Annotated in this window: 26 protein-coding genes; 14 read left to right on the forward strand and 12 right to left on the reverse strand. The window is 75.1% G+C overall.

Going from position 1 to position 22,085, the window contains the following annotated elements:
- Nucleotides 1-104: 104 nt before the first annotated feature.
- Entirely contained in the window at nucleotides 105-617 is a 513-nt protein-coding gene (locus E4P41_RS00945) for a hypothetical protein (RefSeq protein ID WP_135139010.1), read from the reverse strand.
- A 122-nt stretch (nucleotides 618-739) separates the two neighbouring features.
- Here E4P41_RS00945 and E4P41_RS00950 point away from each other — a divergent pair, with 122 nt between their 5' ends.
- The 4 genes from E4P41_RS00950 to E4P41_RS00965 all read left to right on the forward strand — a co-directional run bounded on the left by E4P41_RS00950 (nucleotide 740) and on the right by E4P41_RS00965 (nucleotide 2,721).
- Nucleotides 740-922 carry a PspC domain-containing protein gene (locus E4P41_RS00950; RefSeq protein WP_135139011.1) on the forward strand — a complete coding sequence of 61 codons (183 nt, stop codon included), beginning with the start codon at nucleotides 740-742 and terminating at the stop codon, nucleotides 920-922.
- Nucleotides 919-1,416, forward strand: a complete 498-nt coding sequence (locus tag E4P41_RS00955; protein WP_135139012.1) for a TspO/MBR family protein — start codon at nucleotides 919-921, stop codon at nucleotides 1,414-1,416. The genes E4P41_RS00950 and E4P41_RS00955 overlap by 4 nt, the downstream gene beginning before the upstream one ends.
- 85 nt (nucleotides 1,417-1,501) lie before the next feature.
- Nucleotides 1,502-2,320, forward strand: a complete 819-nt coding sequence (locus E4P41_RS00960) for a helix-turn-helix domain-containing protein (RefSeq protein WP_209307455.1) — start codon at nucleotides 1,502-1,504, stop codon at nucleotides 2,318-2,320.
- Complete coding sequence (locus E4P41_RS00965; RefSeq protein WP_135139013.1) at nucleotides 2,317-2,721, forward strand: VOC family protein; 405 nt, start codon at nucleotides 2,317-2,319, stop codon at nucleotides 2,719-2,721. Before E4P41_RS00960 ends, E4P41_RS00965 begins: the two co-directional genes overlap by 4 nt.
- Here E4P41_RS00965 and E4P41_RS00970 read toward each other — a convergent pair.
- From E4P41_RS00970 to E4P41_RS21830, 5 genes are all read right to left on the reverse strand, one after another.
- Complete coding sequence (locus tag E4P41_RS00970) at nucleotides 2,706-3,422, reverse strand: hypothetical protein (RefSeq protein ID WP_135139014.1); 717 nt, start codon at nucleotides 3,420-3,422, stop codon at nucleotides 2,706-2,708. The genes E4P41_RS00965 and E4P41_RS00970 overlap by 16 nt on opposite strands.
- Nucleotides 3,419-3,595: a hypothetical protein gene (locus tag E4P41_RS21825; RefSeq protein ID WP_167760862.1), complete on the reverse strand. Its 177-nt coding sequence runs from the start codon at nucleotides 3,593-3,595 to the stop codon at nucleotides 3,419-3,421. The genes E4P41_RS00970 and E4P41_RS21825 overlap by 4 nt, the downstream gene beginning before the upstream one ends.
- A 127-nt stretch (nucleotides 3,596-3,722) precedes the next feature.
- Nucleotides 3,723-5,555, reverse strand: a complete 1,833-nt coding sequence (locus E4P41_RS00975) for an NAD-binding protein (RefSeq protein ID WP_209307456.1) — start codon at nucleotides 5,553-5,555, stop codon at nucleotides 3,723-3,725.
- 13 nt (nucleotides 5,556-5,568) lie between these two features.
- On the reverse strand, nucleotides 5,569-5,955 hold the full coding sequence (locus tag E4P41_RS00980; protein ID WP_135139015.1) for a DUF6394 family protein: 387 nt from the start codon (nucleotides 5,953-5,955) through the stop codon (nucleotides 5,569-5,571).
- A gap of 65 nt (nucleotides 5,956-6,020) precedes the next feature.
- Nucleotides 6,021-6,314, reverse strand: a complete 294-nt coding sequence (locus E4P41_RS21830; RefSeq protein ID WP_167760863.1) for a TetR-like C-terminal domain-containing protein — start codon at nucleotides 6,312-6,314, stop codon at nucleotides 6,021-6,023.
- A gap of 68 nt (nucleotides 6,315-6,382) precedes the next feature.
- Between E4P41_RS21830 and E4P41_RS21835 the strand changes: the two genes are divergently transcribed.
- Nucleotides 6,383-6,949, forward strand: coding sequence for a hypothetical protein (locus E4P41_RS21835; RefSeq protein WP_167760864.1), 567 nt, complete (start codon nucleotides 6,383-6,385; stop codon nucleotides 6,947-6,949).
- A 224-nt stretch (nucleotides 6,950-7,173) separates the two neighbouring features.
- Here the strand turns inward: E4P41_RS21835 and E4P41_RS00995 are convergent, their stop codons facing one another.
- Nucleotides 7,174-7,794, reverse strand: a complete 621-nt coding sequence (locus E4P41_RS00995) for a hypothetical protein (protein ID WP_135139018.1) — start codon at nucleotides 7,792-7,794, stop codon at nucleotides 7,174-7,176.
- 248 nt (nucleotides 7,795-8,042) lie between these two features.
- On the opposite strand from E4P41_RS00995, the gene E4P41_RS01000 reads away from it, so the two are divergent.
- Nucleotides 8,043-8,390 carry a hypothetical protein gene (locus E4P41_RS01000; protein ID WP_135139019.1) on the forward strand — a complete coding sequence of 116 codons (348 nt, stop codon included), beginning with the start codon at nucleotides 8,043-8,045 and terminating at the stop codon, nucleotides 8,388-8,390.
- On the opposite strand, the gene E4P41_RS01005 is transcribed toward E4P41_RS01000, so the two are convergent.
- Complete coding sequence (locus E4P41_RS01005; protein ID WP_135139020.1) at nucleotides 8,391-9,545, reverse strand: MFS transporter; 1,155 nt, start codon at nucleotides 9,543-9,545, stop codon at nucleotides 8,391-8,393.
- A gap of 129 nt (nucleotides 9,546-9,674) precedes the next feature.
- Between E4P41_RS01005 and E4P41_RS01010 the strand changes: the two genes are divergently transcribed.
- On the forward strand, nucleotides 9,675-10,202 hold the full coding sequence (locus E4P41_RS01010) for a DUF488 domain-containing protein (protein WP_135139021.1): 528 nt from the start codon (nucleotides 9,675-9,677) through the stop codon (nucleotides 10,200-10,202).
- A gap of 45 nt (nucleotides 10,203-10,247) precedes the next feature.
- Here E4P41_RS01010 and pruA read toward each other — a convergent pair whose 3' ends face one another.
- Together pruA and rocD are read right to left on the reverse strand one after the other, a co-directional pair.
- Nucleotides 10,248-11,873, reverse strand: coding sequence for an L-glutamate gamma-semialdehyde dehydrogenase (gene pruA / locus E4P41_RS01015; protein WP_135139022.1), 1,626 nt, complete (start codon nucleotides 11,871-11,873; stop codon nucleotides 10,248-10,250).
- A 31-nt stretch (nucleotides 11,874-11,904) separates the two neighbouring features.
- Nucleotides 11,905-13,182 (reverse strand): ornithine--oxo-acid transaminase, encoded by a 1,278-nt coding sequence (gene rocD, locus E4P41_RS01020; RefSeq protein WP_135139023.1) that lies wholly within the window; start codon nucleotides 13,180-13,182, stop codon nucleotides 11,905-11,907.
- A 222-nt stretch (nucleotides 13,183-13,404) separates the two neighbouring features.
- Between rocD and E4P41_RS01025 the strand changes: the two genes are divergently transcribed.
- A complete protein-coding gene (locus tag E4P41_RS01025; RefSeq protein WP_245177027.1) occupies nucleotides 13,405-13,872 on the forward strand; it encodes an Lrp/AsnC family transcriptional regulator in 468 nt (155 codons plus the stop codon).
- A gap of 9 nt (nucleotides 13,873-13,881) precedes the next feature.
- Here E4P41_RS01025 and E4P41_RS01030 read toward each other — a convergent pair whose 3' ends face one another.
- Nucleotides 13,882-14,817 (reverse strand): proline dehydrogenase family protein, encoded by a 936-nt coding sequence (locus tag E4P41_RS01030; protein WP_209307457.1) that lies wholly within the window; start codon nucleotides 14,815-14,817, stop codon nucleotides 13,882-13,884.
- A 214-nt stretch (nucleotides 14,818-15,031) separates the two neighbouring features.
- On the opposite strand from E4P41_RS01030, the gene E4P41_RS01035 reads away from it, so the two are divergent.
- The 6 genes from E4P41_RS01035 to E4P41_RS01065 all read left to right on the forward strand — a co-directional run bounded on the left by E4P41_RS01035 (nucleotide 15,032) and on the right by E4P41_RS01065 (nucleotide 20,882).
- Complete coding sequence (locus tag E4P41_RS01035; RefSeq protein ID WP_245177028.1) at nucleotides 15,032-15,736, forward strand: biliverdin-producing heme oxygenase; 705 nt, start codon at nucleotides 15,032-15,034, stop codon at nucleotides 15,734-15,736.
- Complete coding sequence (locus tag E4P41_RS22525; protein WP_209307458.1) at nucleotides 15,733-18,042, forward strand: SpoIIE family protein phosphatase; 2,310 nt, start codon at nucleotides 15,733-15,735, stop codon at nucleotides 18,040-18,042. The genes E4P41_RS01035 and E4P41_RS22525 overlap by 4 nt, the downstream gene beginning before the upstream one ends.
- Before the next feature lie 152 nt (nucleotides 18,043-18,194).
- Nucleotides 18,195-18,566, forward strand: coding sequence for a metalloregulator ArsR/SmtB family transcription factor (locus tag E4P41_RS01050; RefSeq protein ID WP_135139026.1), 372 nt, complete (start codon nucleotides 18,195-18,197; stop codon nucleotides 18,564-18,566).
- The gene (locus tag E4P41_RS01055) at nucleotides 18,563-19,315 is read left to right on the forward strand and encodes a cation transporter (protein WP_245177029.1); all 753 of its coding nucleotides are present in this window, start codon (nucleotides 18,563-18,565) and stop codon (nucleotides 19,313-19,315) included. The genes E4P41_RS01050 and E4P41_RS01055 overlap by 4 nt, the downstream gene beginning before the upstream one ends.
- Complete coding sequence (locus E4P41_RS01060; protein ID WP_135139027.1) at nucleotides 19,312-19,839, forward strand: isoprenylcysteine carboxylmethyltransferase family protein; 528 nt, start codon at nucleotides 19,312-19,314, stop codon at nucleotides 19,837-19,839. Before E4P41_RS01055 ends, E4P41_RS01060 begins: the two co-directional genes overlap by 4 nt.
- Nucleotides 19,840-19,934: 95 nt before the next feature.
- A complete protein-coding gene (locus tag E4P41_RS01065; protein ID WP_245177030.1) occupies nucleotides 19,935-20,882 on the forward strand; it encodes a F510_1955 family glycosylhydrolase in 948 nt (315 codons plus the stop codon).
- Between the two features lie 677 nt (nucleotides 20,883-21,559).
- Here E4P41_RS01065 and E4P41_RS01075 read toward each other — a convergent pair.
- Nucleotides 21,560-21,967 carry a four-helix bundle copper-binding protein gene (locus E4P41_RS01075; protein ID WP_135139029.1) on the reverse strand — a complete coding sequence of 136 codons (408 nt, stop codon included), beginning with the start codon at nucleotides 21,965-21,967 and terminating at the stop codon, nucleotides 21,560-21,562.
- Nucleotides 21,968-22,085 lie beyond the last annotated feature (118 nt).

A 22,085-nucleotide genomic window follows, 5' to 3' on the forward strand; every position in this document is an offset into this window, starting at 1 on the left:
GGGACGGACAGGCCCGTCCGGTGGGCTGCAAGAGGAACCAGAAGACACGCACTGGACACTCGCATCACCATCCCGACCGACACGTCACGGCAGGGACACCCCCATCAGTCAGTGGGCGAAGCACCTGCGGCGAGCTGGAACCCGTGCCGCTGGGCGATCCGCGCGGCGACCTCCCCGAGCGTCACACCCAGGCGGTCCGCGGCCGCCCGGCTGTAGATGGTGACGGCGTAGAGGGCGTAGGTCCACAGCGGCGTCTGCCACCAGCCGGCGTCGCTCGAGAGGTCGGGTTCCAGACCGCCGCGCATGGAGGCGGCGACGTAAAGGGCGTACTGATTGTTCCGGTGCTCGACCCGGCCACGGAACCGGACCTCCGGCAGGTACCGCTCGCGCAGGCCCTCGTAGGCGAGCGGCTCGACACCAGGCGGGCAGGCGAGCCCGAGCGCCGTGCCGGCCAGCTCCAGCATCGCTACGTCCGGGGTGAAGTGTCCGCGGACGTCGTTCGCGGACACCGCCACCATGAGGTCGGGCACGTCGTCGCCGCGGGCCAGGCCGGCGAGCGCCGCCAGTTGAGCACGGCGGTGCAGGACGTCCGGGTCGATGCGATCCCGCTCCACCATGACGCCCACTACTCCCCTCGACGCGGTCGTCCCTCCGCGGCACCTCGACCCGTGGCGCGCCGGCGGGCACATCCCAGCACATCGTTACGTTGCCCCGACGTCGGAGCGGGTAGGAGGGCCGCATGGCATCCCGACTGGTCAGGCCCCGTTCGCAACGCGTCATCGCCGGTGTCTGCGCCGCGCTGGCGAATCGGTTCGGCGTCTCGCGACTGCTGGTGCGCATCGCGTTCGTCCTGTTCGGACTCTTCGGCGTCGGCGAGATCGCCTACATCGTGCTCTGGATCCTCATCCCCAAGGCCCCGTGAACCGCGCGCCGACGACCCGGTCCAGGTCGCCCTTCGCACTGACCTCGGCTGCGGTCGGCCTGGCCGCCGTCGCCGGAACGGTCGGCACCGACGTGACCTCCCGGTGGTACCGGCACCTGGACAAGCCGCCGTGGCAGCCGCCCGGCTGGGCCTTCGGCGCGGCCTGGACGACGCTGTACGCGATGCTGGCCTGGGCGGGCGGACGTGCCCTCGTCCGGTCACCGGACCGCCGGGGGCGACGGCGCTACTTGCGCGCCTATGCGGCCAACCTGGTGCTCAACTCCGCGTGGACCTGGGTCTTCTTCCGCGCCGAGCGGCCCCGGCTGGCCGCGGTGGAGTCGGCCGTGCTGACCGCCTCCACGGTCGACCTGACCCGGCGCACGTGGCGACTGGACCCGGCCGGCGGCGCCGCCCTCCTGCCCTACGGCGCATGGGTGCTCTTCGCCACGGCCCTCACCGGGAAGATCGCCCGCCGCAACCCCCGATCGGACTGAGCGTCCTCCCGCCGCTCGGCGGACGACGGCAGGATGGCCGCACCACCGGCGAGCGAGCGATGGGAGGACCGGCCCCCTGTCCCTCGTGCGCCACGCACCCCCGGCGCCGTTGCGGCCGTTCGTCGCGGCGGCGCACGGCTACCGCTCCCCGGCCAACCCGACCGGCGTCCACCGCGGGCTGCCGTCGCGCTACCTCACCCTCGTCGTCGAGCTGGCCGCGCCGCTGCGGGTCAGCGGCCCCGGCTCCGCGGTCGCCGCGCACGCGGTCGTCGGCGGCCTGCACACGCAGGCGGCGCTCATCGACGCCACCCGTCCGCAGGACGGCGTGCAGTACGCCCTCACCCCGCCGGCGGCGAGCGCGCTCCTCGGAGTGCCCGCCGCCGAGCTCGCCGAGCGCACCCTCGACCTGGCCGACGTCCTCGGCCCGGCAGCCGACCGGCTCGTCGACGACCTGGGGACCGCGACCGGTTGGACCCAGCGGTTCGCCGTGCTCGACGCGGCGCTGGCCGAGCGGCTCTCCGAACGCGTCACCCCGATGCCACCCGAGGTACGCGAGGCCTGGCGCCTGGTGCACGGCAGCTCCGGCCGCTGCCGGGTCGGGGACCTCGCGGCGCACGTCGGTTGGAGCCGGCGGCACCTGACCGAGCGGTTCCGGCTGGCGACCGGGCTCACCCCCAAGCAGGCCGCGCGGATCGCCCGGTTCGAGGCCGCCCGCCGGCTGCTGGTCGACCGGCGTCGTCCGCCGCTGGCCGAGGTCGCGGCCCGCTGCGGCTACGCCGACCAGCCGCACCTGGCCCGGGAGTGGCGGGCCCTCGCCGGCTGCAGCGTGGGCACCTGGCTGCGCGAGGAGCTCCCATTCGTCCAAGACGCCGACGCCCTCGCCGGGGGAGGCTCCGGGGCATGACGACTCCTCCCCCCGCACCCACCGTCTGGCCCAGCGTCGGCTTCACCGACGTCGACGCCGGCATCCGGTTCCTCACCGACGGCCTCGGCTTCGCCGTCACCGCCTGCTACCGGGGCGACGACGGGACCGTCGAGCACGCCGAGGCGCGCTGGCCGGACGGCGGTGGCGTCATGTTCGGCAGCCGCGGCAAGCCCGGCGCCTGGGGCGCGCTCGGACCGCAGGGCGTCTACGTCGTCGCCGCCGAGCCGGCCACCGTCGACGCCGCCTGGGAGCGCGTCCGCGGCCTGACCGGCGTCGAGGTGCTGCGCGAGCCGCACGACACCGCCTACGGCTCCCACCAGTTCGACGTCCGCGACGCCGACGGCAACCTCTGGACGGTGGGCACCTACCGCGGCGCCTGACCCGGGGGCGGGGCGGCCCGGAACACCAACCAGGCCAGGGCCACCTGCCAGAGGACGAAGCAGGCGAGGAGGCCGAGCCACTGCGCCAGGCCGATCCCGTGGAGCACGGGCCGCGGGACCACCGCCACCGAGCACAGGGTCAGGACGCCGCCGAGCCACACGACCAGGGCGGTCCAGCGGTAGCGCACGGCCGTGCTGGGCCGGACGGCGATCCCCAGCGCGGACAGGTCCTCGGGTGGGTGCCGGCGCAGCATGCGCCGCCGGGACCGGTAGACGAGTGCCTCCGGATACCGCTCCGCCAGCACCTGCTCGCACCGGCGACGACGGCGCGGGGACAGCCGGGTGCGGCGCGGGAGGCTGACGGCCTGGACGCGCGCCGCGGCGGCCCGGAAGCCGGAGTCACCGAGGACGATGCGCCCACGAGCCGCGACCACCGCCGTCACGTCCCCCCAACCGGTCCCCAGGCCGGTGTGGCTGGGGTGGTACCAGCCGTAGAGGCCACATCCGCACCCCCGCGCGGGCGGCGCGTGCCCGTCGTCCACCGCGCACCGGGCGTGCTCGATCGGCCAGCTCCAGGGGCCGGCGCCGACGTGCACCGGCGGGCGGAGCCCGTCCTCGGCCAGGCGGAAGCGCCGGTAGCCCCGCAGCTCCCCGGCGACCAGCGCAGGCGGGTCGCCGGGCGGGTCGGGCGGTGCGGTCACGCCGGCGCAGGCGCTGCCGGTGCCGGCGCCGGCGCCGGGCTCGGCGCGACCGGAGCCGGGTCGGCCACCGGTTCGCACTCGATCTCCCGGCGCTCGGGGCCGATGTCACCGGCCACGCACGGCCACGGGGACCGCTCGGCGACGGTCGTCAGCGATGCGCTCAGCGTGTCCATCTGCGGCTCCTCGCGGTGCGGCTCCAGCTCGGGCCCGTCGTTCCGGCCGCGCCGAGGACCCGGCCGGCGAGTCGGCCCCGCCGGCTTCCAGTGAAGCACCGGCCGGCCTCCCGGGGAGGCCTTCGCGTCACCGTCGGGACGGCGTGGGCGCGGTCGGCACCGTCTCCTCGGGAGCGGCGGCCGGGCGGCTGAGCCTGCGCCAGATCCAGCTCGACGGCACTCGACGGCCGGTCACCACGTACTCGCGGACGGCGTCGACCACGAGCGTCGTGTCCAGCGCGCGGCGTGCCGCGGACCACCCGGCCAGCAGCAGCTCGTCACCGGGACGCAGGACCAGGTCGTCGTCCGGCGCGAGCAGCGCCTCGTCGCCGCGCAGGACGACCAGCACCACCGCGTGCAGGGGCTCCGCGCGGTCCTCCGGGTTGCGCAGCAGGTCGCCGAGGCGCGCGGCGCCGGAGGCCAGCCAGCCGGTGAGCGCGGGCGCCTCCACGGCGGTCAGCCGCACCTTCCACAGCGCCTGCAGCTGCCGGCCGCACAGCCCGGTGAGGCGGTCCACCAGGGCGGCGGCCCACGCGTCGCCCCGGCCCGGCAGCTCGCGCAGGAACCGCCACAGCAGCGGCGTGGACAGCTGCGCGTAGACCTCGTGCGCGATCACCTCGGTCGGTACGAGTAGCGCGTCGACCTCCATCGCGGCGAACAGCGGCGCGTTCTCCGGCCGGTTCTGCCGGGCGGCGACGAACAGCGACGGGTTCGCCCGCCGCGCCGCGGCCACCAGCGACAGGTTCGTGGTGTCGTTGTCGGTGCCGGCGACGAAGCCGACCGCGTCCTCCGCGCCCACCTCTGCCGGCGCGCCGGCCACGGCCCCGTCCACGGGCTGCACGCCGGCGTCCCCCGAGGGCTCGACGATGGTGACCGGGATGCCCTCGGCGCCCAGGTCCGCGGTCAGCTCGCGGCCCAGCCGGCCGTACCCGCAGACCACCCAGCGACCGTCCCGCGGCGGTGTGGCGCGGGACGGCAGGTCGGCCCCCGGCCCGCTCTCCAGCCAGGTCAGCAGCTGGTAGGACGCCGGCGCTCGCAGCGCCAGCCGCAGGTGGTCCCCGAAGCGGTCGAAGGGATCGACCACGCTCGGCGACCCGAAGGCCCGCATCCGCTCGACCATCCCGCGGGAGGTCGCCCGGGCGATGACGGGCAGGTCGGGGCGCAGCAGCCCCGCTGCCATGACGACGGCGAGGTTGGCCTCCTCGTCGGCGGCCAGCGCCACGACCGCCTCGCAGCACGGGTGGTTCAGCCCGGCGACGGCCAGGTGCCCGGGATCACGGGCGTCGGCGGCCAGGCCCGGGACGTCGGCGTGGAAGGAGCCGACCTCCAGGGCGTCGATCCGCTCGTCGTCGAGGTCCAGGACGACGAACCGGCGGCCCAGCGCATCGAGCCCGGCCCCCAGCAGCTCCCCCGCCCGCCCGTAGCCGGCCACGAGGACGAAGGGCTCGCGCAGCCGGGCGACCTTGCGGGTGAAGTGCTGCAGGGCGAGGGCGGAGCGGAACGCACGGTCCTGCAGCAGTGCCAGCAGCGACCCAATGGCGTAGGCCCACCCGATCACCGTCAGGTAGATCGAGATGGTCACCCACATCCGCTGGTTGTAGGTGAACGGGTACGGGATCTCGCCGAAGCCGATCGTCGTGGCGGTGTAGCTCATGACGTAGAAGGCGTCGAAGAAGCCCATCTGCCACGGCCGGCCCTCGGGGTCCTCGCCGGGGATCAGGGTCAGCCCCAGCACGCTGACGGCGAAGATGCCGATCAGCACGATCAGCGGCGCCCGCATCCGCCGCATCACCAGGAAGACCGTCTCCGAGGCCTGCGCCGCCGAGGCCGCGGCCGCGCGCAGGGCGACCCGGCGCGCCCGCCGCTCGTCGTCCTCCCGGCCGAAGGCGTCGTGCCAGAAGGTGAGCAGGGGGTTGCCCACGACCTGCCTCCGATCAGCCGCGGTGGAACGACACCGTCTCGATGACGAGCAGGACGACGGAGACGATGTTGGCCAGCAGCGCGCCACCGGACAGCGACACGATGCTCGCCGTCCAGCCGGGCGTCATGCCGACCGTGGAGACGTACTCCGCGTAGCCGTACATCAGCGCGGCGCCGATGAGCTGGAGGTCGGCCACCAGGCTCGTCGACAGGTGCACCGCGCCGATCTGGGTGCGGTCGCCGAACTTCAGCACGGTGGCGATGAGGTTGACGACCACCGCCGCGAACAGCTCGTAGCGGTTGTGGTGGGCCGGATCGTCGATGTCGCCGATGAAGAACCCGAAGTTGAGGGTGGCGGCGAGCAGGACGAAGAACCCGAAGACCACCTTCTCCAGGTTCACCCCGGACCTCCCCCCGCCCCGACGAGGAGCTGAGCATCCCCGTCCCGGGCCTCCGGCGCCACCGGCTACGGCCGCCGTAGCAGCGGCAGCACCACCCGGTCGACCAGCTCGGTGACCACGGCGTCGTCCAGCGGGCGGCCGGTGACCAGCCAGCGCAGGGCGAGCACCGCCGGGCCGACCTCGGCGGCCACGGACGAGGCCGCCTCCGCGGCGATCTCCCCGCGATCGACCGCGCGGGCGAGGACGGCGGCCCACGCCTCGTCCCAGTCGGCCAGCGGCAGCCGGCGGACACCCTGCAGCGCCGGGCAGGATGGAGAACCGGCGCCCGCCCGCAGCACGCTGCGCAACGAGACCTGCACGTTCCGGCACCCATCTCCTACCGTGCGGGAACCCGTGGACGGCGGGCGGCACAGCTGCGAGGAGGACGATGGAACGACGCTTCGACTGGGGGTCGCCGAGCTCTCGGCTGGTCCTGTCGGCGGCCCTGGACGCCCTGAGCGAGGTCGGCTACGAGGGGCTGACGCTCGAGGAGGTCCGCGCCCGCGCCGGCGCCGCCGGGGCCCTCGTCGAGGAGGCCGACCTCGTCGAGGTCGTCGCCACCGCCCTCGAGGCGGTGCAGGTGGTCCCCGCGCTCCGTCCCACCGGGGACCTGTGCGCCGACCTCGCGGCCCTGCTCCGGCCATGGCTGGCCCGGGGCGGCCGGGACGAGCGTGCGGTCGCCGCCGTGCTCAGCGCCGCGGAGTGGGAACCGCGGATCAAGCGCGCCGTCGTCCAGGCGTTCGACCGTCCCCTGGCCCAGGCCGTGGGGGCGCTGCTGGCCGGGGCCGTGGCCGACGGGCAGGTGCCGGCGTCGCGGGTGCACACGCTCAACTGGATCCTCCGCAGCCTGGCCCTCGACCGGCTGCGGGCGGCCAACCCGCGCTGCCCCGTCGACCTCGACGAGCTCGTCGACCACCTGGTCGCGGGCCTGCGGCGGGAGCGCCGGAGCGCCTGAGGGACGCGGCGGGGCCGACCGCGATCCTCCGCGGCCGGCCCCGTACTTCCCCCTCGACCGGCTCCGCCGTCCCCCTCGGCGTTCCGGCCCGGCCGGTGCACCGTCCCCCACGGTGTCCCGGTCGTCCGCCCGGCGGCGCCGTCCCCCACGACGCCGCCGGGCGAACCGGCCGGCGGCTCCGTCCCCCCGTGCGATGGAGACGCCGGCTGTCCGTCAGGCCCTGCTCACCGCGGTGCACCGTCGCGCTGCACGCCGCGGAAGACGAAGTCCAGCGAGCTGGTGGCGCCCTCGACCAGTTCCGCGCTCGTCGTCGACGGCAGTCCGGCGGTGAGGAGCAGATGGTCCACGCCGCCCGGCGCCAGGGACGCGGCTCCGGTCAGCGGCACGTCGGTGACGATCGGGCCCGAGTAGTGGCGCGTCGTCGTCCCGCCGCAGGTCCAGCCCCCGTCGACCGGGGTCCAGGCCTCGGAGCAGGAGTCGACCGCGAGCTGCAGGCCGTGGACCGGGTCGGCGTCGAGCACGCTGGACGCCGTCGCCACCGACCCGAGCCGCAGCTCCGCCAGCGGCGCCGTGCCGTCGTTCACCAGGTCGATCGGTGAGCTCTCCGCGTCGCCGGCCAGGAACACGCCCCGGTCGAACAGCGACAGCGTGGCGGTGTCGGCGGCCTCGGTGAGCGCGATGGACAGCACGCCGGAGTCGAGCCGGCTGACCACCGGGGTGGTGCTGTCGGTGAAGGTCCCGAAGGTGCCGAGTCCGGCGACGGAGGCGGCGGCCCCCAGGACGACGACCGACGCGGCGATCCTCGCCCGCGTGCGGCGGGACTGTCCTGCGTTCTGGGCGGTCACGGTGTCTCTCCTCGATGCTGGTCCGTCCTGGCGACGGGGAGAACTCTGCGGGCCCATCCGCAGGCGGCCCGCCAGGCAACCGCAAGGAACGCGCAAGATGCGGACGCCGGAAGCCCGCCGCCCGCGAGCTGCGCCCGATCGGCCTGACCACGGCGCATTGCCGGCGTTCCCCGTGAACTGCGGGTCCTGTGCAGCACCGGCAGAGCACGAGGAACACCGGCAATCCGGCAGGACGACAATGTCTTCCCGTGACTGCACCCGACCCGCAGGCCGCCGGACGGCGGACCGCCGACGAGCTGGTCCGCCGGCTCGCCGAGGACGACACCGCAGGAGCCGAGGAGCTGCTCGCCGGGATTCCCGAGATCCGCGATCTGGTCTTCGTCGGCGCCGGCCTGACCTCGATCGCCCGGACCGAGGGCCGCCGGCTGCCGCCCGCGCAGCGCGCCCAGGCCAGCACCCGTCAGCTGCGCCTCGGGTCCGCCCGCGACGCCAACCGCGACGACCCCGAGGGCCTGCGGGCCTGGCTGCTCCGCGCTGCCGAGGAGGTCCTGCTCATCCGCCGGCAGCGGGCGGTCGCCGACCGGTTCGCCGGCTGATCACCGGCGCGTGGCCGCCCGCGCCACCGGCAGGGTGAGCACCAGCGCGCCGGCCACGAGGACGTAGGTCCACGGCAGGCCGACGTCGGCCGCCACCAGCCCGAGCGCCAGCGCGCCGACGGCGGTGCCGGCGTCGAAGGAGGCGTTCCACATCGCGCTGGCGGCGGTCGCCCCACCCTCGCCGGCCCGGGCGAAGGCGGTCAGCAGCGTCAGGTTCTGCACCGTTCCGTACCCCGCGCCGAAGAGGCCGGCACCGGCGAGCACCCAGCCGGCACCGACGCCCAGGCCGAGCGCGACGGCGGCCAGGCCTGCCGCGCCGACGACCAGGGCCAGCGGCAGCAGCAGCCGGGCGCCCACCCGGTCGGCGAGCACGCCCGCCCGCCATCGGGTGAGCGCACCCGTGACGCCGAAGACCAGCAGCGCTGCCGTCGCCAGGGCGCCGTCGGGCCGCTCGATCGGCAGGAAGGTCACCAGCCCGCCGCCGGCCAGGGTGACCACCAGGAGCACCACCGACGGGGCGAGGGCGGCGCGCACCGCGGCCCGCGACGACGTCGTCCCGGTCCGGGGCTCCCCGCGGGCCCCGTGGACCAGGCCGGGGACCAGCGGCAGCGCGAGCACCGGCGAGGCGGCCAGCCAGGCCAGCCAGGTGGCGTGCCCGTCGAGCACCAGCGCCACCCCGGCGGGGACGGCGACCAGGTTGGGCACCGCGATCGCCAGCCCGTACAGCCCGATGGACTCCCCGCGCCGCTCCGGCGGGGCGATCCGCGCGGCCAGCGTCGCCCCCAGCACGGTGAGCACCGCGAACCCGGCACCGCGCACCGCCGAGACCGCCGAGAGCCAGAGCAGCCCGTCGTCGATCGCGTAGAGCGGCGAGGGGGCGCCCAGCGCGACCAGGCCCACGGCGAGCACCGGGCCGGGGCCGTAGCGCGCGGTCAGCGCCGGCACCACCGACTGGACGGCGATGGTGACGGTGAGGAGGACCGCGGTGACCAGCCCCGCGGTGTCGGCGGCGGCGCCACCGGCGACCGCGTAGGCCGGCAGCGAGGCCAGCGTCAGGCAGTAGCTGGCGAAGCCGAGCGCCGTGGCGCCGACCAGCGCCCGCATCGCCGGCAGCCGCCACAGCGAGCCCCGCACCTCCGTCGTCCCCTGCGCCACACCGCTCCCCTCGTGAAAGGACCCCGTCCTCCTCACCGCTCGCAGGCTCGCGGCGAGCCTCTGGACGGGGCCGGGCCGACCAGCATGACCGGCGCGGCGTGCCGGTCCGGAGCCGGGTAGGCAGGTCCCGTGCCGCTGTTCACCGTGGGCCACGGGCCCGACGACCGCACCCGCCTCGGCGCCCGGCTGACCGCGGCCGGGGTCGGGCTGCTCGTCGACGTCCGCCGCTTCCCCGGCAGCCGCAGCAACCCCGACGTCCGGCGCGAGGCGCTCGAGGAGTGGCTGCCGCCCGCGGGGATCGGCTACCGGTGGGAGGCGCGGCTCGGCGGCCGTCGCCGGCTGCCCGCGGACGCCCCGGTCGCCGACGGCTGGTGGACCGTCGCCCAGTTCGCCGCCTACGCCGCACACACCCGGACGCCGGAGTTCGCGGCGGCGCTCGACGAGGTCCTGGCCGAGGCGGCGACGGCGACCGTGGCGGTGATGTGCAGCGAGTACGTCTGGTGGCGCTGTCACCGGCGGCTGGTCGCCGACGTCGCCGTCCTCGGCCGCGGGGTGCCGGTGACCCACCTGATGCCCGACGGCCGGCTCAGCCCGCACACCCCGTCGGCCGGCGCGGTGCTCGGCGTCGACGGCCTCGTCCACTGGCCCGCCCGCTGATGCGGAGTCGCTGGGTGACGGTTTCCATCATCCAGCGACTCCGCATCAGCGCATGTGGGGGTGGCGGTGGTCGGTCGGCGGGACGAACGTCTCCTTGATCGACCGGGTCGACGTCCAGCGCAGCAGGTTCTGCGCGGCGCCGGCCTTGTCGTTGGTGCCCGAGGCCCGCCCGCCGCCGAACGGCTGCTGGCCGACGACGGCACCGGTCGGCTTGTCGTTGACGTAGAAGTTGCCCGCGGCGAAGCGCAGGAAGTGCTGGGCGTGCGCGATGGCAGCGCGGTCCTGCGCGATGACCGCCCCGGTCAGCGCGTAGGGCGCCGCCGACTCCATCTGGGTCAGCACCGTGTCGTAGTCGGCGTCGTCGTACACGTGCACCGCCAGCACCGGACCGAAGTACTCGGTGGTGAAGACCTCGTGCTCCGGGTCGGTCCCCTCGATGATCGTGGGCCGCACGAAGAAGCCCTCCGAGTCGTCGGCGGTGCCACCGGCCACGATGGACAGCGCGGGGTCGTCGTCCACCCGGTCGAGCACCCCGGACAGCTTCGAGAACGAGCGGCGGTCGATCACCGCACCCATGAAGTTCGACAGGTCGGTGACGTCGCCCATCGGCAGCGACTCGGTGACGCCGACCAGGTCGTCGCGCAGCCGCGCCCACACCGACCGCGGCACGTACGCGCGGGACGCCGCCGAGCACTTCTGCCCCTGGTACTCGAACGCGCCGCGGACCAGCGCGGTGCGCAGCACGTCGACGTCGGCCGAGGGGTGGGCGACGACGAAGTCCTTGCCACCGGTCTCGCCGACGATGCGGGGGTAGCCGCGATACCGCCCGATGTTCTCCCCCACCGTCCGCCACAGGTGCTGGAACACCGCCGTCGACCCGGTGAAGTGGATGCCGGCGAGGTCGCGGTCGGCCAGGACGACGTCGGAGACGGCGACCCCGTCGCCGGTGACCATGGTGACGACGCCCGGCGGGAGCCCCGCCTCCTCCAGCAGCCGCATCAGGAAGTGGGCGGCGAACTGCTGGGTGGGTGCGGGCTTCCAGACGACGGTGTTGCCCATGAGCGCCGGCGCGGTCGGCAGGTTGCCGGCGATCGCGGTGAAGTTGAACGGGGTGACCGCGTAGACGAACCCCTCCAGCGGCCGGTGGTCGACCCGGTTCCACACCCCGGGCGAGGACACCGGCTGCTCCTCGAGCACCTGCCGCGCGAAGTGCACGTTGTAGCGCCAGAAGTCGATCAGCTCGCAGGCCGCGTCGATCTCGGCCTGGTACGCGGTCTTGGACTGCCCCAGCATCGTGGCCGCGTTGAGGGTCTGCCGCTCCGGCCCGGCCAGCAGCTCCGCCGCGCGCAGGAACACCGCGGCCCGGTCGTCGAACGACAGGTCACGCCACGCGGGGGCGGCCGCCTTCGCGCAGGCCACCGCCTCCTCGGCGTCGGCGTGCGTGGCGTGCGCGGCGGTGCCGAGGACGGCGGCGTGCCGGTGCGGCTGGACGACGTCGAACCGATCGCCGCCGCCGAGGCGCTGCTCCTCGCCGAGGGTCATGGTCAGCTCGAGCGGCTCGCCGGCCAGCTCGGGAAGCCGCTGCTGCAGGGCCGCGCGCTCCGGGGAGCCGGGGGCGTAGGTGAGCACCGGCTCGTTGCGCGGCGGCGGTACCCGGGTGATGGCGTCCATTGCCTGCCCTCCTCGGAGCCTCGGGAGTCGGTCAGGACCGGTGGCCGGAGTGCGCGGCGAGGCGCGCCAGCACGTCGGCCAGCTGGTCGACCGCCCAGTCCAGTTCGGCCGGCTCGACCACCAGCGGTGGGGCCAGCCGGATCGTCGACCCGTGCGTGTCCTTGACCAGGATGCCCCGCTCGGCAAGGGCCAGGCACACCTCCCGGCCGGTGCCGAGCCCGGGGTCGACGTCCACCCCGGCCCACAGGCCGAGGCTGCGCACCGCCGTGACACCCGCGCCGACCAGCTCGCGCAACCGGCCGTCGAGGTGCTCCCCCAGCCGCCGGGCCCGCTCCTGCCACTCCCCGCCGGCCAGCATGCCGACGACCGCCCGCCCCACCGCGCAGGCGAGCGGGTTGCCGCCGAAGGTCGACCCGTGCTGGCCCGGCCGCAGGACGCCCAGGACATCCGCGTCGGCGACGACGGCGGACACGGGCACCACGCCGCCGCCGAGCGCCTTGCCGAGCAGGTAGACGTCGGCGACCACGCCGCTGTGCTGGACGGCCAGCGTCCGGCCGGTACGGGCCAGTCCGGACTGGACTTCGTCGGCGATCATCAGCACCCCCTCGCGGGTGCAGATCTCACGGACCTCGGGGAGGAACCGGGCGGGCGGGACGATCACGCCGGCCTCGCCCTGCACCGGTTCCAGCAGCACCGCGACAGTGTCCTCGTCGACCGCGGCCGCCACGGCGGCGCCGTCCCCGTACGGCACGGTCCGGAAGCCCGGGGTGAAGGGGCCGTAGCCGCCCCGGGCCTCCGGGTCGTCGGAGAAGCCGACGATGGTCGTCGTCCGGCCGTGGAAGTTGCCGGCCATCACGACGATGTTGGCGCGGCCCGGAGCGACGCCCTTGACCTCGTAGCCCCACTTGCGGGCCACCTTGACGCCGGACTCCACGGCCTCGGCGCCGGTGTTCATCGGCAGGACCATCTCCTTGCCGACCAGGTCGCCGAGGCCGGCCACGAACGGCCCGAGCTGGTCGTGGCCGAAGGCACGGCTGACCAGGGTGAGCCGGTCCAGCTGCGCCCGGGCGGCGGCGAGGACGGTGGGGTTGGCGTGCCCGAAGTTGACCGCCGAGTAGGCGGCCAGGCAGTCGAGGTAGCGCCGTCCCTCGACGTCGGTGACCCAGGCGCCCTCACCGGAGGCCGCGACCACCGGCAGGGGCGCGTAGTTGTGCGCGGCCCGCTGGTCGACCAGCGCCGCGTGGGCCGCGGGCGAGGCCGCCCGACCGCCGCTCTCCGGACTCGTCCGCGGTGCTCCGACGTGCAGCACGTCACGCTCCCCCCTGCCTCGGGCAGTTCGGAGAGGTCGACCAGACCGGCCGGTGGCCGCGCTGCCGCAGCTGTCCGGGCAGCCCGGTCGCCTCCACGGATCGGCATGGCCGCCGGGGAGCTGCGCCGGCGGACTCCCCGAACGCTAGGCATCCCCTCCGACCCGCGACAAGCGCCGTCCGTTGCACGCCGGGCCGCGATCCGTTGCGTCATCATGAGCACGATGTCGGATTCGTTGCAGACGAGGAGCGGCATGGACGACCTGGACCGCGGCATCGTGGCCTGCCTGCTGCGGGACGCCCGCGCGACCTACGCCGAAATCGGCGCGGAGGTCAGCCTGTCGGCCCCCGCTGTCAAGCGACGGGTCGACCGGCTGGTGGACTCCGGAGCCATCCGCGGGTTCACGGCGCTGGTCGACCCGGCGGTGTTCGGATGGCAGACGGAGGCCTACGTTGAGATCTACTGCAAGGGCACGGTCTCTCCCGGAGAGCTGCGCCGGAGCCTGGCCGACGTCCCGGAGGTCGTGGGCGCCTGCACCGTCTCCGGCTCGGCCGACGCCCTGGTGCACGTCCTCGCCTCCGACGTCCGGCACCTGGAGCAGGCGATGGAGCGCATCCGCGACGAGCCCAACGTCGACCACACCGAGAGCGTCATCGTGCTGTCCCGGCTGATCGACCGCCCGCGCTCGTGACGCGCGCGGTCAGGACCTGGTGGCCAGCGAGCGCAGGAAGAAGCGCAGGTTGGCCGGGCGCTCGGCCAGCCGGCGCATGAAGTAGCCGTACCAGTCGGCACCGTAGGGGACGTAGGCGCGCACGCACACGCCGGCGGCGGCCAGCCGGTGCTGCTCGGCGGTGCGGATGCCGTGGAGCATCTGCGCCTCCCACGAGTCCGGCGTCCGGCCTGCTCGCAGGGCCAGCCGCTGCGCGACCGACAGCAGCCGCGGGTCGTGGGTGCCGACCATCGGGTAACCCGGCCCGGTCATGAGGACGCCGAGGCAGCGCGCGTAGGCGGCGTCGACGTCCCGGCGTCCCTGGTGCGCGACGGACGGCGGCTCGTCGTAGGCGCCCTTGACCAGCCGCACCCGCGAGCCGGGGACGGCGAGCGCGCGGGCGTCGTCCTCCGTGCGGTGCAGCGCGGCCTGCAGCACCGCGCCGGTGCCCGGGTGGTCGCGGCGCAGCTCGGCGAGCACGGCGAGGGTCGAGTCGACGGTCGCCGACTCTTCCATGTCGAGGGTGACCGTGGTGCCGATTGCGGACGCCGCCTCTGCGACCGGGCGGACCAGCTCCAGCGCCAGGTCGGTGCCGCCGCCGGGCAGGGCCTGGCCGAAGGCCGAGAGCTTCACCGACACCTCGGCGGCGGGGCCGAGACCGAGCGGAGCCAGGCCGTCGAGCAGCGCCAGGTAGGCGTCGCGGGAACGCCGGGCCGCCGCGGGGTCGGGAACGCCCTCGCCGAGGTGGTCGAGGGTGACCGCGATCCCCTCGCCGGTCAGCCGGCGGACGGCGGCGAGGGCGTCGTCCAGGGTCTCGCCGGCGACGAAGCGGTCGACCACCCGCCGCATCGCCGGCATTCCGGTGACGAGCCGGCGCAGCTCCGGTCGCCGCGACGCGCTCAGCAACAGGGCCTTCTGCGAGAGCACGCGCACCTCCGACACCGGGACCCGACCCCTCGACGCTAGGCAGCCGGGGGCGCCGCCACCAGCGGCGGAGCGACGACACCCCCGGCGCTGCGTCGCCAGGGCCCTGGACGGCGGGTCGCGGCCGGGACCGGCGGCACCCCCTCGTCCTCAGCGCGCGCCGCGGCAGGCCGCGTCACCTAGTCTCGGCATCGGTATGGCTGTGGGAGGAGAGGCGTTGCCTCGACACGCGGGGGCCGCCGACGTCCTCACCGAACTGCGCACGGCCACGGCCGGCGAGCACGAGCAGGTGGAGACGGCCCTCGGCCTGATGGACCCGCTGCTCGGCCGCGAACGGTTGGTCGCCGTCCTCACCCGGCTGCATGCCTTCTGGACGGCGGCCGAGGCCGGCCTGGACGCCTGGGCGCGCCGCTGCCCCACCGACGCCGAGACCGTCGCGTGGCTGCAGCGCCGCCGTGCCCACCTCTTCGCCGCGGACCTGCGGGCGCTGCACGCCGCACCGGACACCTCGTCGGTGCAGCCCGAGCTGCCCGCCGTCGAAGACACCGATCAGGCCCTCGGCCGGCTCTACGTGCTCGAGGGCGCCACGCTGGGTGGCACGTTCATCTCCCGGCACCTGGCCACGCTGCCGACCCTGGGCCCCGGCGTACGGCTGGGCGCCTTCTCCCCCTACGGAGCCGAGACCGGCGCCATGTGGCACGCCTACCGCCGGGTGACCCGCGAGCGGGTGGCCGCCGGCGGCGACGCCGACCGGCTGGTCGGGGCCGCGCGTGACACCTTCGCGGCGCTGGCCGCCTGGTGCGTGCCGCGGAAGAACCCCGTCCTCCTCGCGCCTCGGAGAAGGACCCCGTCTCCCCACCCCTCGCAAGCTCGGGGCGGTGCCCGGACGGGGCCGAGCCTCGGGACGGGGCCTGCGGCATGACCGGGCCCGACGTGGAGCTGCTGCCGCCGGGGACGCCGATCGACCTGGGCAACTGCGAGCGCGAACCGATCCACGTGCCGGGCAGCATCCAGCCGCACGGCGTGCTGCTCGCGGTGACCGAGCCCGACCTCGTCGTCGTGCAGGTCTCGGAGAACCTGGCCGACCTGGTCGGCGTGGCCGCCGACGACGCGCTGGGCCGGCAGCTGCCCGAGGTCCTCGGGGTGGTCGCCGCCGAGGCGGTGGCCCGGTCGGCGAGCGCCTTCGGCGACCTGCGCGAGCGCAACCCGGTCGAGATGACGCTCGACGTCGAGGGCAGCCCGGTGCCGGTCGACGCGCTGCTGCACCGCGTCGCCGTGGGCCCCGCCGAGGAGGGCAGCCCGCCGACGGCGCTGCTGGTCGTCGAGCTGGAGCCGGCGTACGGGCCTCGCCCGTTCTCGTTCCCGAACACCTACCAGGCGGTCCGCGGCACCCTCGGCGAGCTCAACCGCGCCACCTCGCTGCAGGAGCTCTACGACATCACCGCGCAGGCGGTCCGGGAGCTCACCGGCTTCGACCGCGTGATGGTCTACCGCTACGACGCCGATCACAACGGCGAGGTGGTCGCGGAGGCCAAGGCGCCCGGGCTCAACTCCTTCCTCGGTCTGCACTACCCGGCCAGCGACATCCCGGCACAGGCCCGAGCGCTGTACGAGAAGAACTGGATCCGGCTGATCTCCGACGTCGACTACCGGCCGGTGCCGCTGCGCCCGGTGCTGCTCCCGCTGACCGGGCAGCCCCTGGACCTCACCCTCTCGGCGCTGCGCAGCGTCTCGCCGATCCACGTCGAGTACCTGCAGAACATGGGCGTGCGCGCCTCGATGTCGATCTCGCTGCTGCGCGCGGAGCGGCTGTGGGGGCTCATCGCCTGCCACCACTACTCCGGTCCGCACGCGCCGCCCTACGCGACGCGGGCGGCCGCCGAGTTCCTCGGCTCCACGCTGTCGCTGCGCCTGGTCGACCGGGCCGAGGAGGACGAGGTGCACCGCGCGCTGCGGGTGCGCTCGACCCTCGCCTGGCTCACCGCGGCCACCCTCGACGAGGACCGCCCGCTGGCCGACACCCTGCTGGGCGCCCCCAGCCTGCTGGACCTGCTGCCCGCGGACGGCGTCGTCGTCCACCTGCAGGGCCACCGCGGCAGCCGCGGCGTCCCGCTGCCCGACGGCGCCGCGGAGGCGATCGCCGCGTGGGCCGCCGGCCGGCGAGAGGACGTCGTCGCCACCGACTCGCTGCCGCGGTCCGCCCCGGAGCTGCGGGTGCCGGTCGGTCCGGCGTGCGGGGTGCTCGTGCTGCCGCTGCCGGAGAGCCAGTACGTGCTGTGGCACCGGGCCGAGGCGGTGCGCACGGTCGACTGGGGCGGCGACCCGCACAACAAGGCGATCGCCGCGCGCGAGGGCGACCGGGTGCGGCTGAGTCCGCGCAAGAGCTTCGCGCGGTGGCGGGAGACCGTCCGCGACCGCTCCGAGCCGTGGACGGCGCAGGAGCTGGCCGAGGTCGGCGAGCTGCGCACCCACCTGCTGGAGGCCCTCTACGCGCGCTCGCGCAGCATCGTGCGCGCCGCGGAGACGCTGCAGCGCAGCATGCTCACCGACCCGCCGGAGTCCCCGCGGCTGCAGGTCGCCGTCCGCTACGTCCCGGCCGCGCGCGAGGCCCAGGTCGGCGGCGACTGGTACGACGTCTTCGGACAGCCCGACGGCTCGACGGTGGTCGTCATCGGCGACGTGGTCGGGCACGACACCGAGGCCGCCGCCGACATGGCCCAGCTGCGCGGGCTGCTGCGCGGCATCGCCTACGCCAGCGCCGACGGGCCGGCCGCCGTCCTGCGCCGGCTCGACGGCGCCGTGGCGGGGCTCGGGCTGCGCACGCTGGCGACCGTCCTCCTCGCCCGACTGATCCCCGACCCGGCGGGCGGCGCGCTGCTGCGCTGGTCCAGCGCCGGGCACCTGCCGCCGCTGGTCGCCCAGCCCCGCGAGGGCGTGCGGACGCTCACCACGGCGCGCGCCGAGCTGCTGCTCGGCGTCGACCCGGCGGTGCGGCGGACCGAGTCGGAGGCGCTGCTCGAGCCCGGCTCGACGCTGCTGCTCTACACCGACGGGCTCGTCGAGCGGCGCGACCAGGTCTTCGACGTCGGTGTGCAGCGGCTGGCCGGCGAGCTGGCCGCCCTCCGTGCGCGGCCGGTCGAGGACCTCTGCGACGACGTCCTCGACCGGATGCTCCCGCAGGGCGCGGAGGACGACGTCGCGCTCGTCGCCGTCCGGCTGCGCGGGTAGGTGTCCCTCCGCCTCACGCCGCGGTAGCCGTCCGGCCTTCTCGTGAGGAACCGGTGAAGGCGCGTGTCATCCCTGTGGGTCCTCGTGTGGGACAGGGGGATCACCCGTGTGGCTGTGTACCACTGCTCGGCTGGCGGGGATATCATCGGCCTATGCCGATGGATCAGCGGGTCGCGGTTCCCGGGCATTCCCGAAGGCTGGACGACCCGACGGCGGCGGTGTGCCTGTTCCGGTCCCTGGCGGACCCGGCTCGCCTGGCGATTCTGCAGCACCTTGCCCTCGGTGAGCACCGAGTGGTCGAGCTGACCGGGCACCTGGGCCTGGCGCAGTCCACGGTGTCGGGGCATCTGGCCTGCTTGCGCGACTGTGGCCTGGTCGCTTCACGACCCCAGGGCCGGGCCTCGGTGTATTCCCTGGCCCGCCCCGAACTGCTGGACCTGCTCGCGGCGGCCGAGAAGGTGCTGGCCGCGACCGGCTCGGCGGTCGCTCTGTGCCCCACCTACGGTGAGCAGGCGACGCGGTGAGCGCACTGGCGATCGGACGTGGCCCGCTGGACGCCGCCGAGCGGTCCCGCCTGGGCCGTCGTGCTCAATTGCTGGCCGGGGCCAGCGTGACCTACAACCTCCTCGAGGCCGCGATCGCGGTGAGCGCCGGCGTTGTGGCCGGCTCGGTGGCGCTGGTCGGCTTCGGCCTGGACTCCGTGGTCGAGGTCTCCAGCGGCCTGGTCGTCCTGTGGCAGTTCCGCCACGCGATGCCGCAGTCCCGCGAGCAGCGAGCGCTGCGGTTGATCGCGTTGTCCTTCTTCGCCCTGGCTGCGTACGTGACGGTGGAGTCGCTGCGCGCCTTGGCCAGTGACGCCGAGCCGGAGTCCTCCGCGGTCGGGATCGGCGTGGCGATCGCCTCGCTGGTGGTGATGCCGGTCCTGTCCTGGGCGCAGCGGCGCACCGGGCGCCGTCTCGGCTCGAACGCCGTGGTGGCCGACGGCACCCAGACCCTGCTGTGCACCTACCTGTCCGCGGTGCTGCTGGTCGGTCTGGTCCTCAACGGCGCGTTCGGCTGGTCGTGGGCCGACCCGGTCGCCGGGCTGCTCATCGCCGCGGTCGCGCTGCGCGAAGGTGTCCAGGCCTGGCGTGGGGAAGGGTGCTGTGCGCCTGGCGCCGGTCACGACACCGCCGGCCGTGGTGATGGCGCCTGTGGTTGCGCGGCAGGCTGCACCGACGCCTGCTGCGCTCCCAGCGCTCCGGGTGGCTCGAGCGCCTCGAGCGCGTCGTGATCGCCGTCGCGTCCCTGCTCCACCTGGCTGGGCTGGGCGTGGTCTTCGGGGTGTGCACCTGGCTGCAGATCCGCCGCACGGGTGGTTCGGGGTTCAACGGCATCTCCGGCCCGGTCGGTTCGCTGTCCTGGTGGGCCGGCGTGCTGTTCGTCCTCGCGCTGCTCCTCGGCCTCGCTGGTCCGGCGGTGGTCCTCGCCGGCGTCATGGGCGTCCCCGACGGTCCTACGGGCACGGCCGCCGCTGTCCTGGGCCTGGTGCTGCTGGTTCCCGGCGTCGCCGCGGTTCTGATCGCCCAGACCGGCATGGGCACCTCCTGGCGCATCGGCGTCGACGACACCGAGCGCACCGACGTGGCGCTGGCCTGCCTGATCCTCGCCATCGAGCTGCAGGTGCGGGTGATCGAGGAGCTCTACCTGCGTCGGGTCCACGGGGCCGACTACGTCGCCTACGCCGCCCGCACCGGCCGCTTCCTCCCCGGATTCGGGCGCCTGCACCCTCGGGCCCGGCCGGTCACCGCGCGGTAGCCCACCGAGCATCGCCGAGCGCAGCTCCTCAGCAGCATCCCCGCGGCCACGCGGATGCGCTTCTCACCTCGACTCGCGCCAACCAGAACGGGACCATGACCGCCTCACCCGCCCACCAGTTCACCCGCCGTCCCTCGCTGCTCCTGTCCGCCGCCCTGCCTGCTGCTCTGGCCGCCGGCCTCGCCCTGGCCGGTTGCGCCGCGTCCGAAGAGACCCCGGCCGCGTCGGCTCCGGCTGCCGGCGCGGCCGTGGAGCAGCCCGCCGAGCACCCCGACGGCGCCGGCCACGGGACGGCCGGTCTGCCCAGCGCCCACGTGCACGGCGTCGCGGTCGACCCCGCCGACGGCCGGGTCCACCTGGCCACCCATGACGGGCTGTTCCGCTACGACGAGACCGGTCCGGTGCGGGTGGGGCCGGTGATCGACCTGATGGGCTTCACCGTCGCCGGTCCGGACCACTTCTACGCCTCCGGCCACCCCGGCCCGGGCACCGACCTGCCCGAACCGGTCGGGCTGATCGAGTCCACCGACGGCGGGGCGACCTGGACCCCGCTCTCCCGCCAGGGGCAGTCCGACTTCCACGCCCTGACCGCCTCGGCCGCCGGCGTCGTCGGCTTCGACGGCACCGCCCTGAGCGCAACCAGTGACGGGGTCACCTGGCGGCAGCTGGACCCGCCCGTCGCGCCGTACGCGCTGACCGCCTCCCCCGACGGGGCGGTGCTGCTGGCCACGGCCGAGTCGGGGCCGGTCCGCTCCACCGACGCCGGCGCCAGCTGGTCGGTGATCGAGGGTGCCCCGCTGCTGCAGGTGGTGGACTGGGCCGGCGGCCAGAGCGTGGTCGGGGTCACCCCTGACGGCACCGTCGCGGTCAGCGACGACGCCGGAGCCACCTGGAGCGTGCGCGGCTCCGTCGCCGGGCCGCCCCAGGCCGTGGGCGCTTCGACGACCGCCGAGGGGACGCTGCGGATCCTGGTGGTCACCGCCGACGGCATCCTCGACTCGCTCGACGGTGGGGTCAGCTTGGCGCCGCTGCAGGTCGGGTGAGCAGGCTCGGCCGCCACGTCGGCGAGCACGGCGGCCTTCCCGCAGGCAGGGCCGCAGGTCTCGCGGCGGTGGGTTCGGTCCTGCTGGCCGGGACACCCCTGCTGCTGGGGAACATGCGCGCCGACCTGGTCGAGCACGGTCGGCTGCGGACGGCGACCGCAGCGCGGATGTGGACGTCCTACGCCGCCTACGCCGGGCTGACCGCCGGTGCCCTGGCCACAGCACGAGTCGTCGAGTTGGCGGTACAACAGCCGAAATCGCCGGGGCCGCTGGCCGGCGACGTCCGACTTGACGCGGGCGATGCCGGTCAGGTCACCGCTGAGGTTGCGGGCGCCGACGTCCTTGCGGTCACACGCCCGTGCGCGAGGCCGTCGATGACCGCGGCAGTAGCCGCTACGACGTCCCGCCCGTGGACGGCCAGGGCGGCGATGCCCACAGCTACCTCGGCAAGGGCAGTGACGGCGTAGCGCGGCCGGGCGCCTCGCGGGGATTCCCGTGCGGTGATAGGCGCGCTGGTCGACGAGCCCGGTCACCTTCGCGCTTCCGCCCCGAGCGACTGTCGACCGCCATGCCTGCGCCGCCGCGGGACGGCGCTCCGGCCGAGACGCCCATCCCAGCGCGAGGTCCGGACGGCGTCCGACGCCGAACGCCGTCCGGACCTCGTGTCACCCGGCGTCTCAGCCGAGGGAGGCGATGAGCTCCCGGCAGGCGGTCTCGCAGCGCCGGCACGCCTCGGCGCAGACCCGGCAGTGCTCGTGCATGTCGGCGTGGCCGGCGCACTCGTCGCCGCACGCCTTGCACGCCGCGGCGCACGCCTCGAGCACGGCGCGGGTCAGGTTGGCGTCGTAGCCGGTGTGCCGGGAGAGCACCCGCCCGGTGGTGTCGCAGATGTCGGCGCAGTCGAGGTTGCTGCGGATGCACTTCCGGAGCTGGTCGACCATCTCCTCGCTCAGGCACGCGTCGGCGCAGGCGGTGCACGCCTGGGCGCACTCGAAACAGGCCTCGATGCAGGCGGTGAGCTTCTGCTTGTCGACGCCCCCGAGGTCGGCCGGGTACGTGTCGAGCATCTGGCTGGCAACGGTCACTGATTGGTCCTTCCATCGGCCCCACGTCGCCATGGGGCAGGCTCGTGGCTGGCGGTCGCGGCCCGACCGCCCGCGACCGCATACCCGGACGGTCGTACGGACAACGGAGCCACGGCGA

Origin of the sequence: Geodermatophilus sp. DF01-2 (assembly GCF_004571065.1) — a bacterium.
GTDB lineage: Bacteria > Actinomycetota > Actinomycetes > Mycobacteriales > Geodermatophilaceae > Geodermatophilus.

Coding starts and splice junctions, on each gene's coding strand:
- E4P41_RS21825 (WP_167760862.1), bottom strand. CDS start 3,595: ATGGACACGCTGAGCGCATCGCTGACGACCGTCGCCGAGCGGTCCCCG.
- E4P41_RS01025 (WP_245177027.1), top strand. CDS start 13,405: ATGTCGGATTCGTTGCAGACGAGGAGCGGCATGGACGACCTGGACCGC.
- E4P41_RS00945 (WP_135139010.1), bottom strand. CDS start 617: ATGGTGGAGCGGGATCGCATCGACCCGGACGTCCTGCACCGCCGTGCT.
- pruA (WP_135139022.1), bottom strand. CDS start 11,873: ATGGACGCCATCACCCGGGTACCGCCGCCGCGCAACGAGCCGGTGCTC.
- E4P41_RS00965 (WP_135139013.1), top strand. CDS start 2,317: ATGACGACTCCTCCCCCCGCACCCACCGTCTGGCCCAGCGTCGGCTTC.
- E4P41_RS01050 (WP_135139026.1), top strand. CDS start 18,195: ATGCCGATGGATCAGCGGGTCGCGGTTCCCGGGCATTCCCGAAGGCTG.
- E4P41_RS21835 (WP_167760864.1), top strand. CDS start 6,383: ATGGAACGACGCTTCGACTGGGGGTCGCCGAGCTCTCGGCTGGTCCTG.
- E4P41_RS22525 (WP_209307458.1), top strand. CDS start 15,733: ATGACCGGGCCCGACGTGGAGCTGCTGCCGCCGGGGACGCCGATCGAC.
- E4P41_RS01065 (WP_245177030.1), top strand. CDS start 19,935: ATGACCGCCTCACCCGCCCACCAGTTCACCCGCCGTCCCTCGCTGCTC.
- E4P41_RS00950 (WP_135139011.1), top strand. CDS start 740: ATGGCATCCCGACTGGTCAGGCCCCGTTCGCAACGCGTCATCGCCGGT.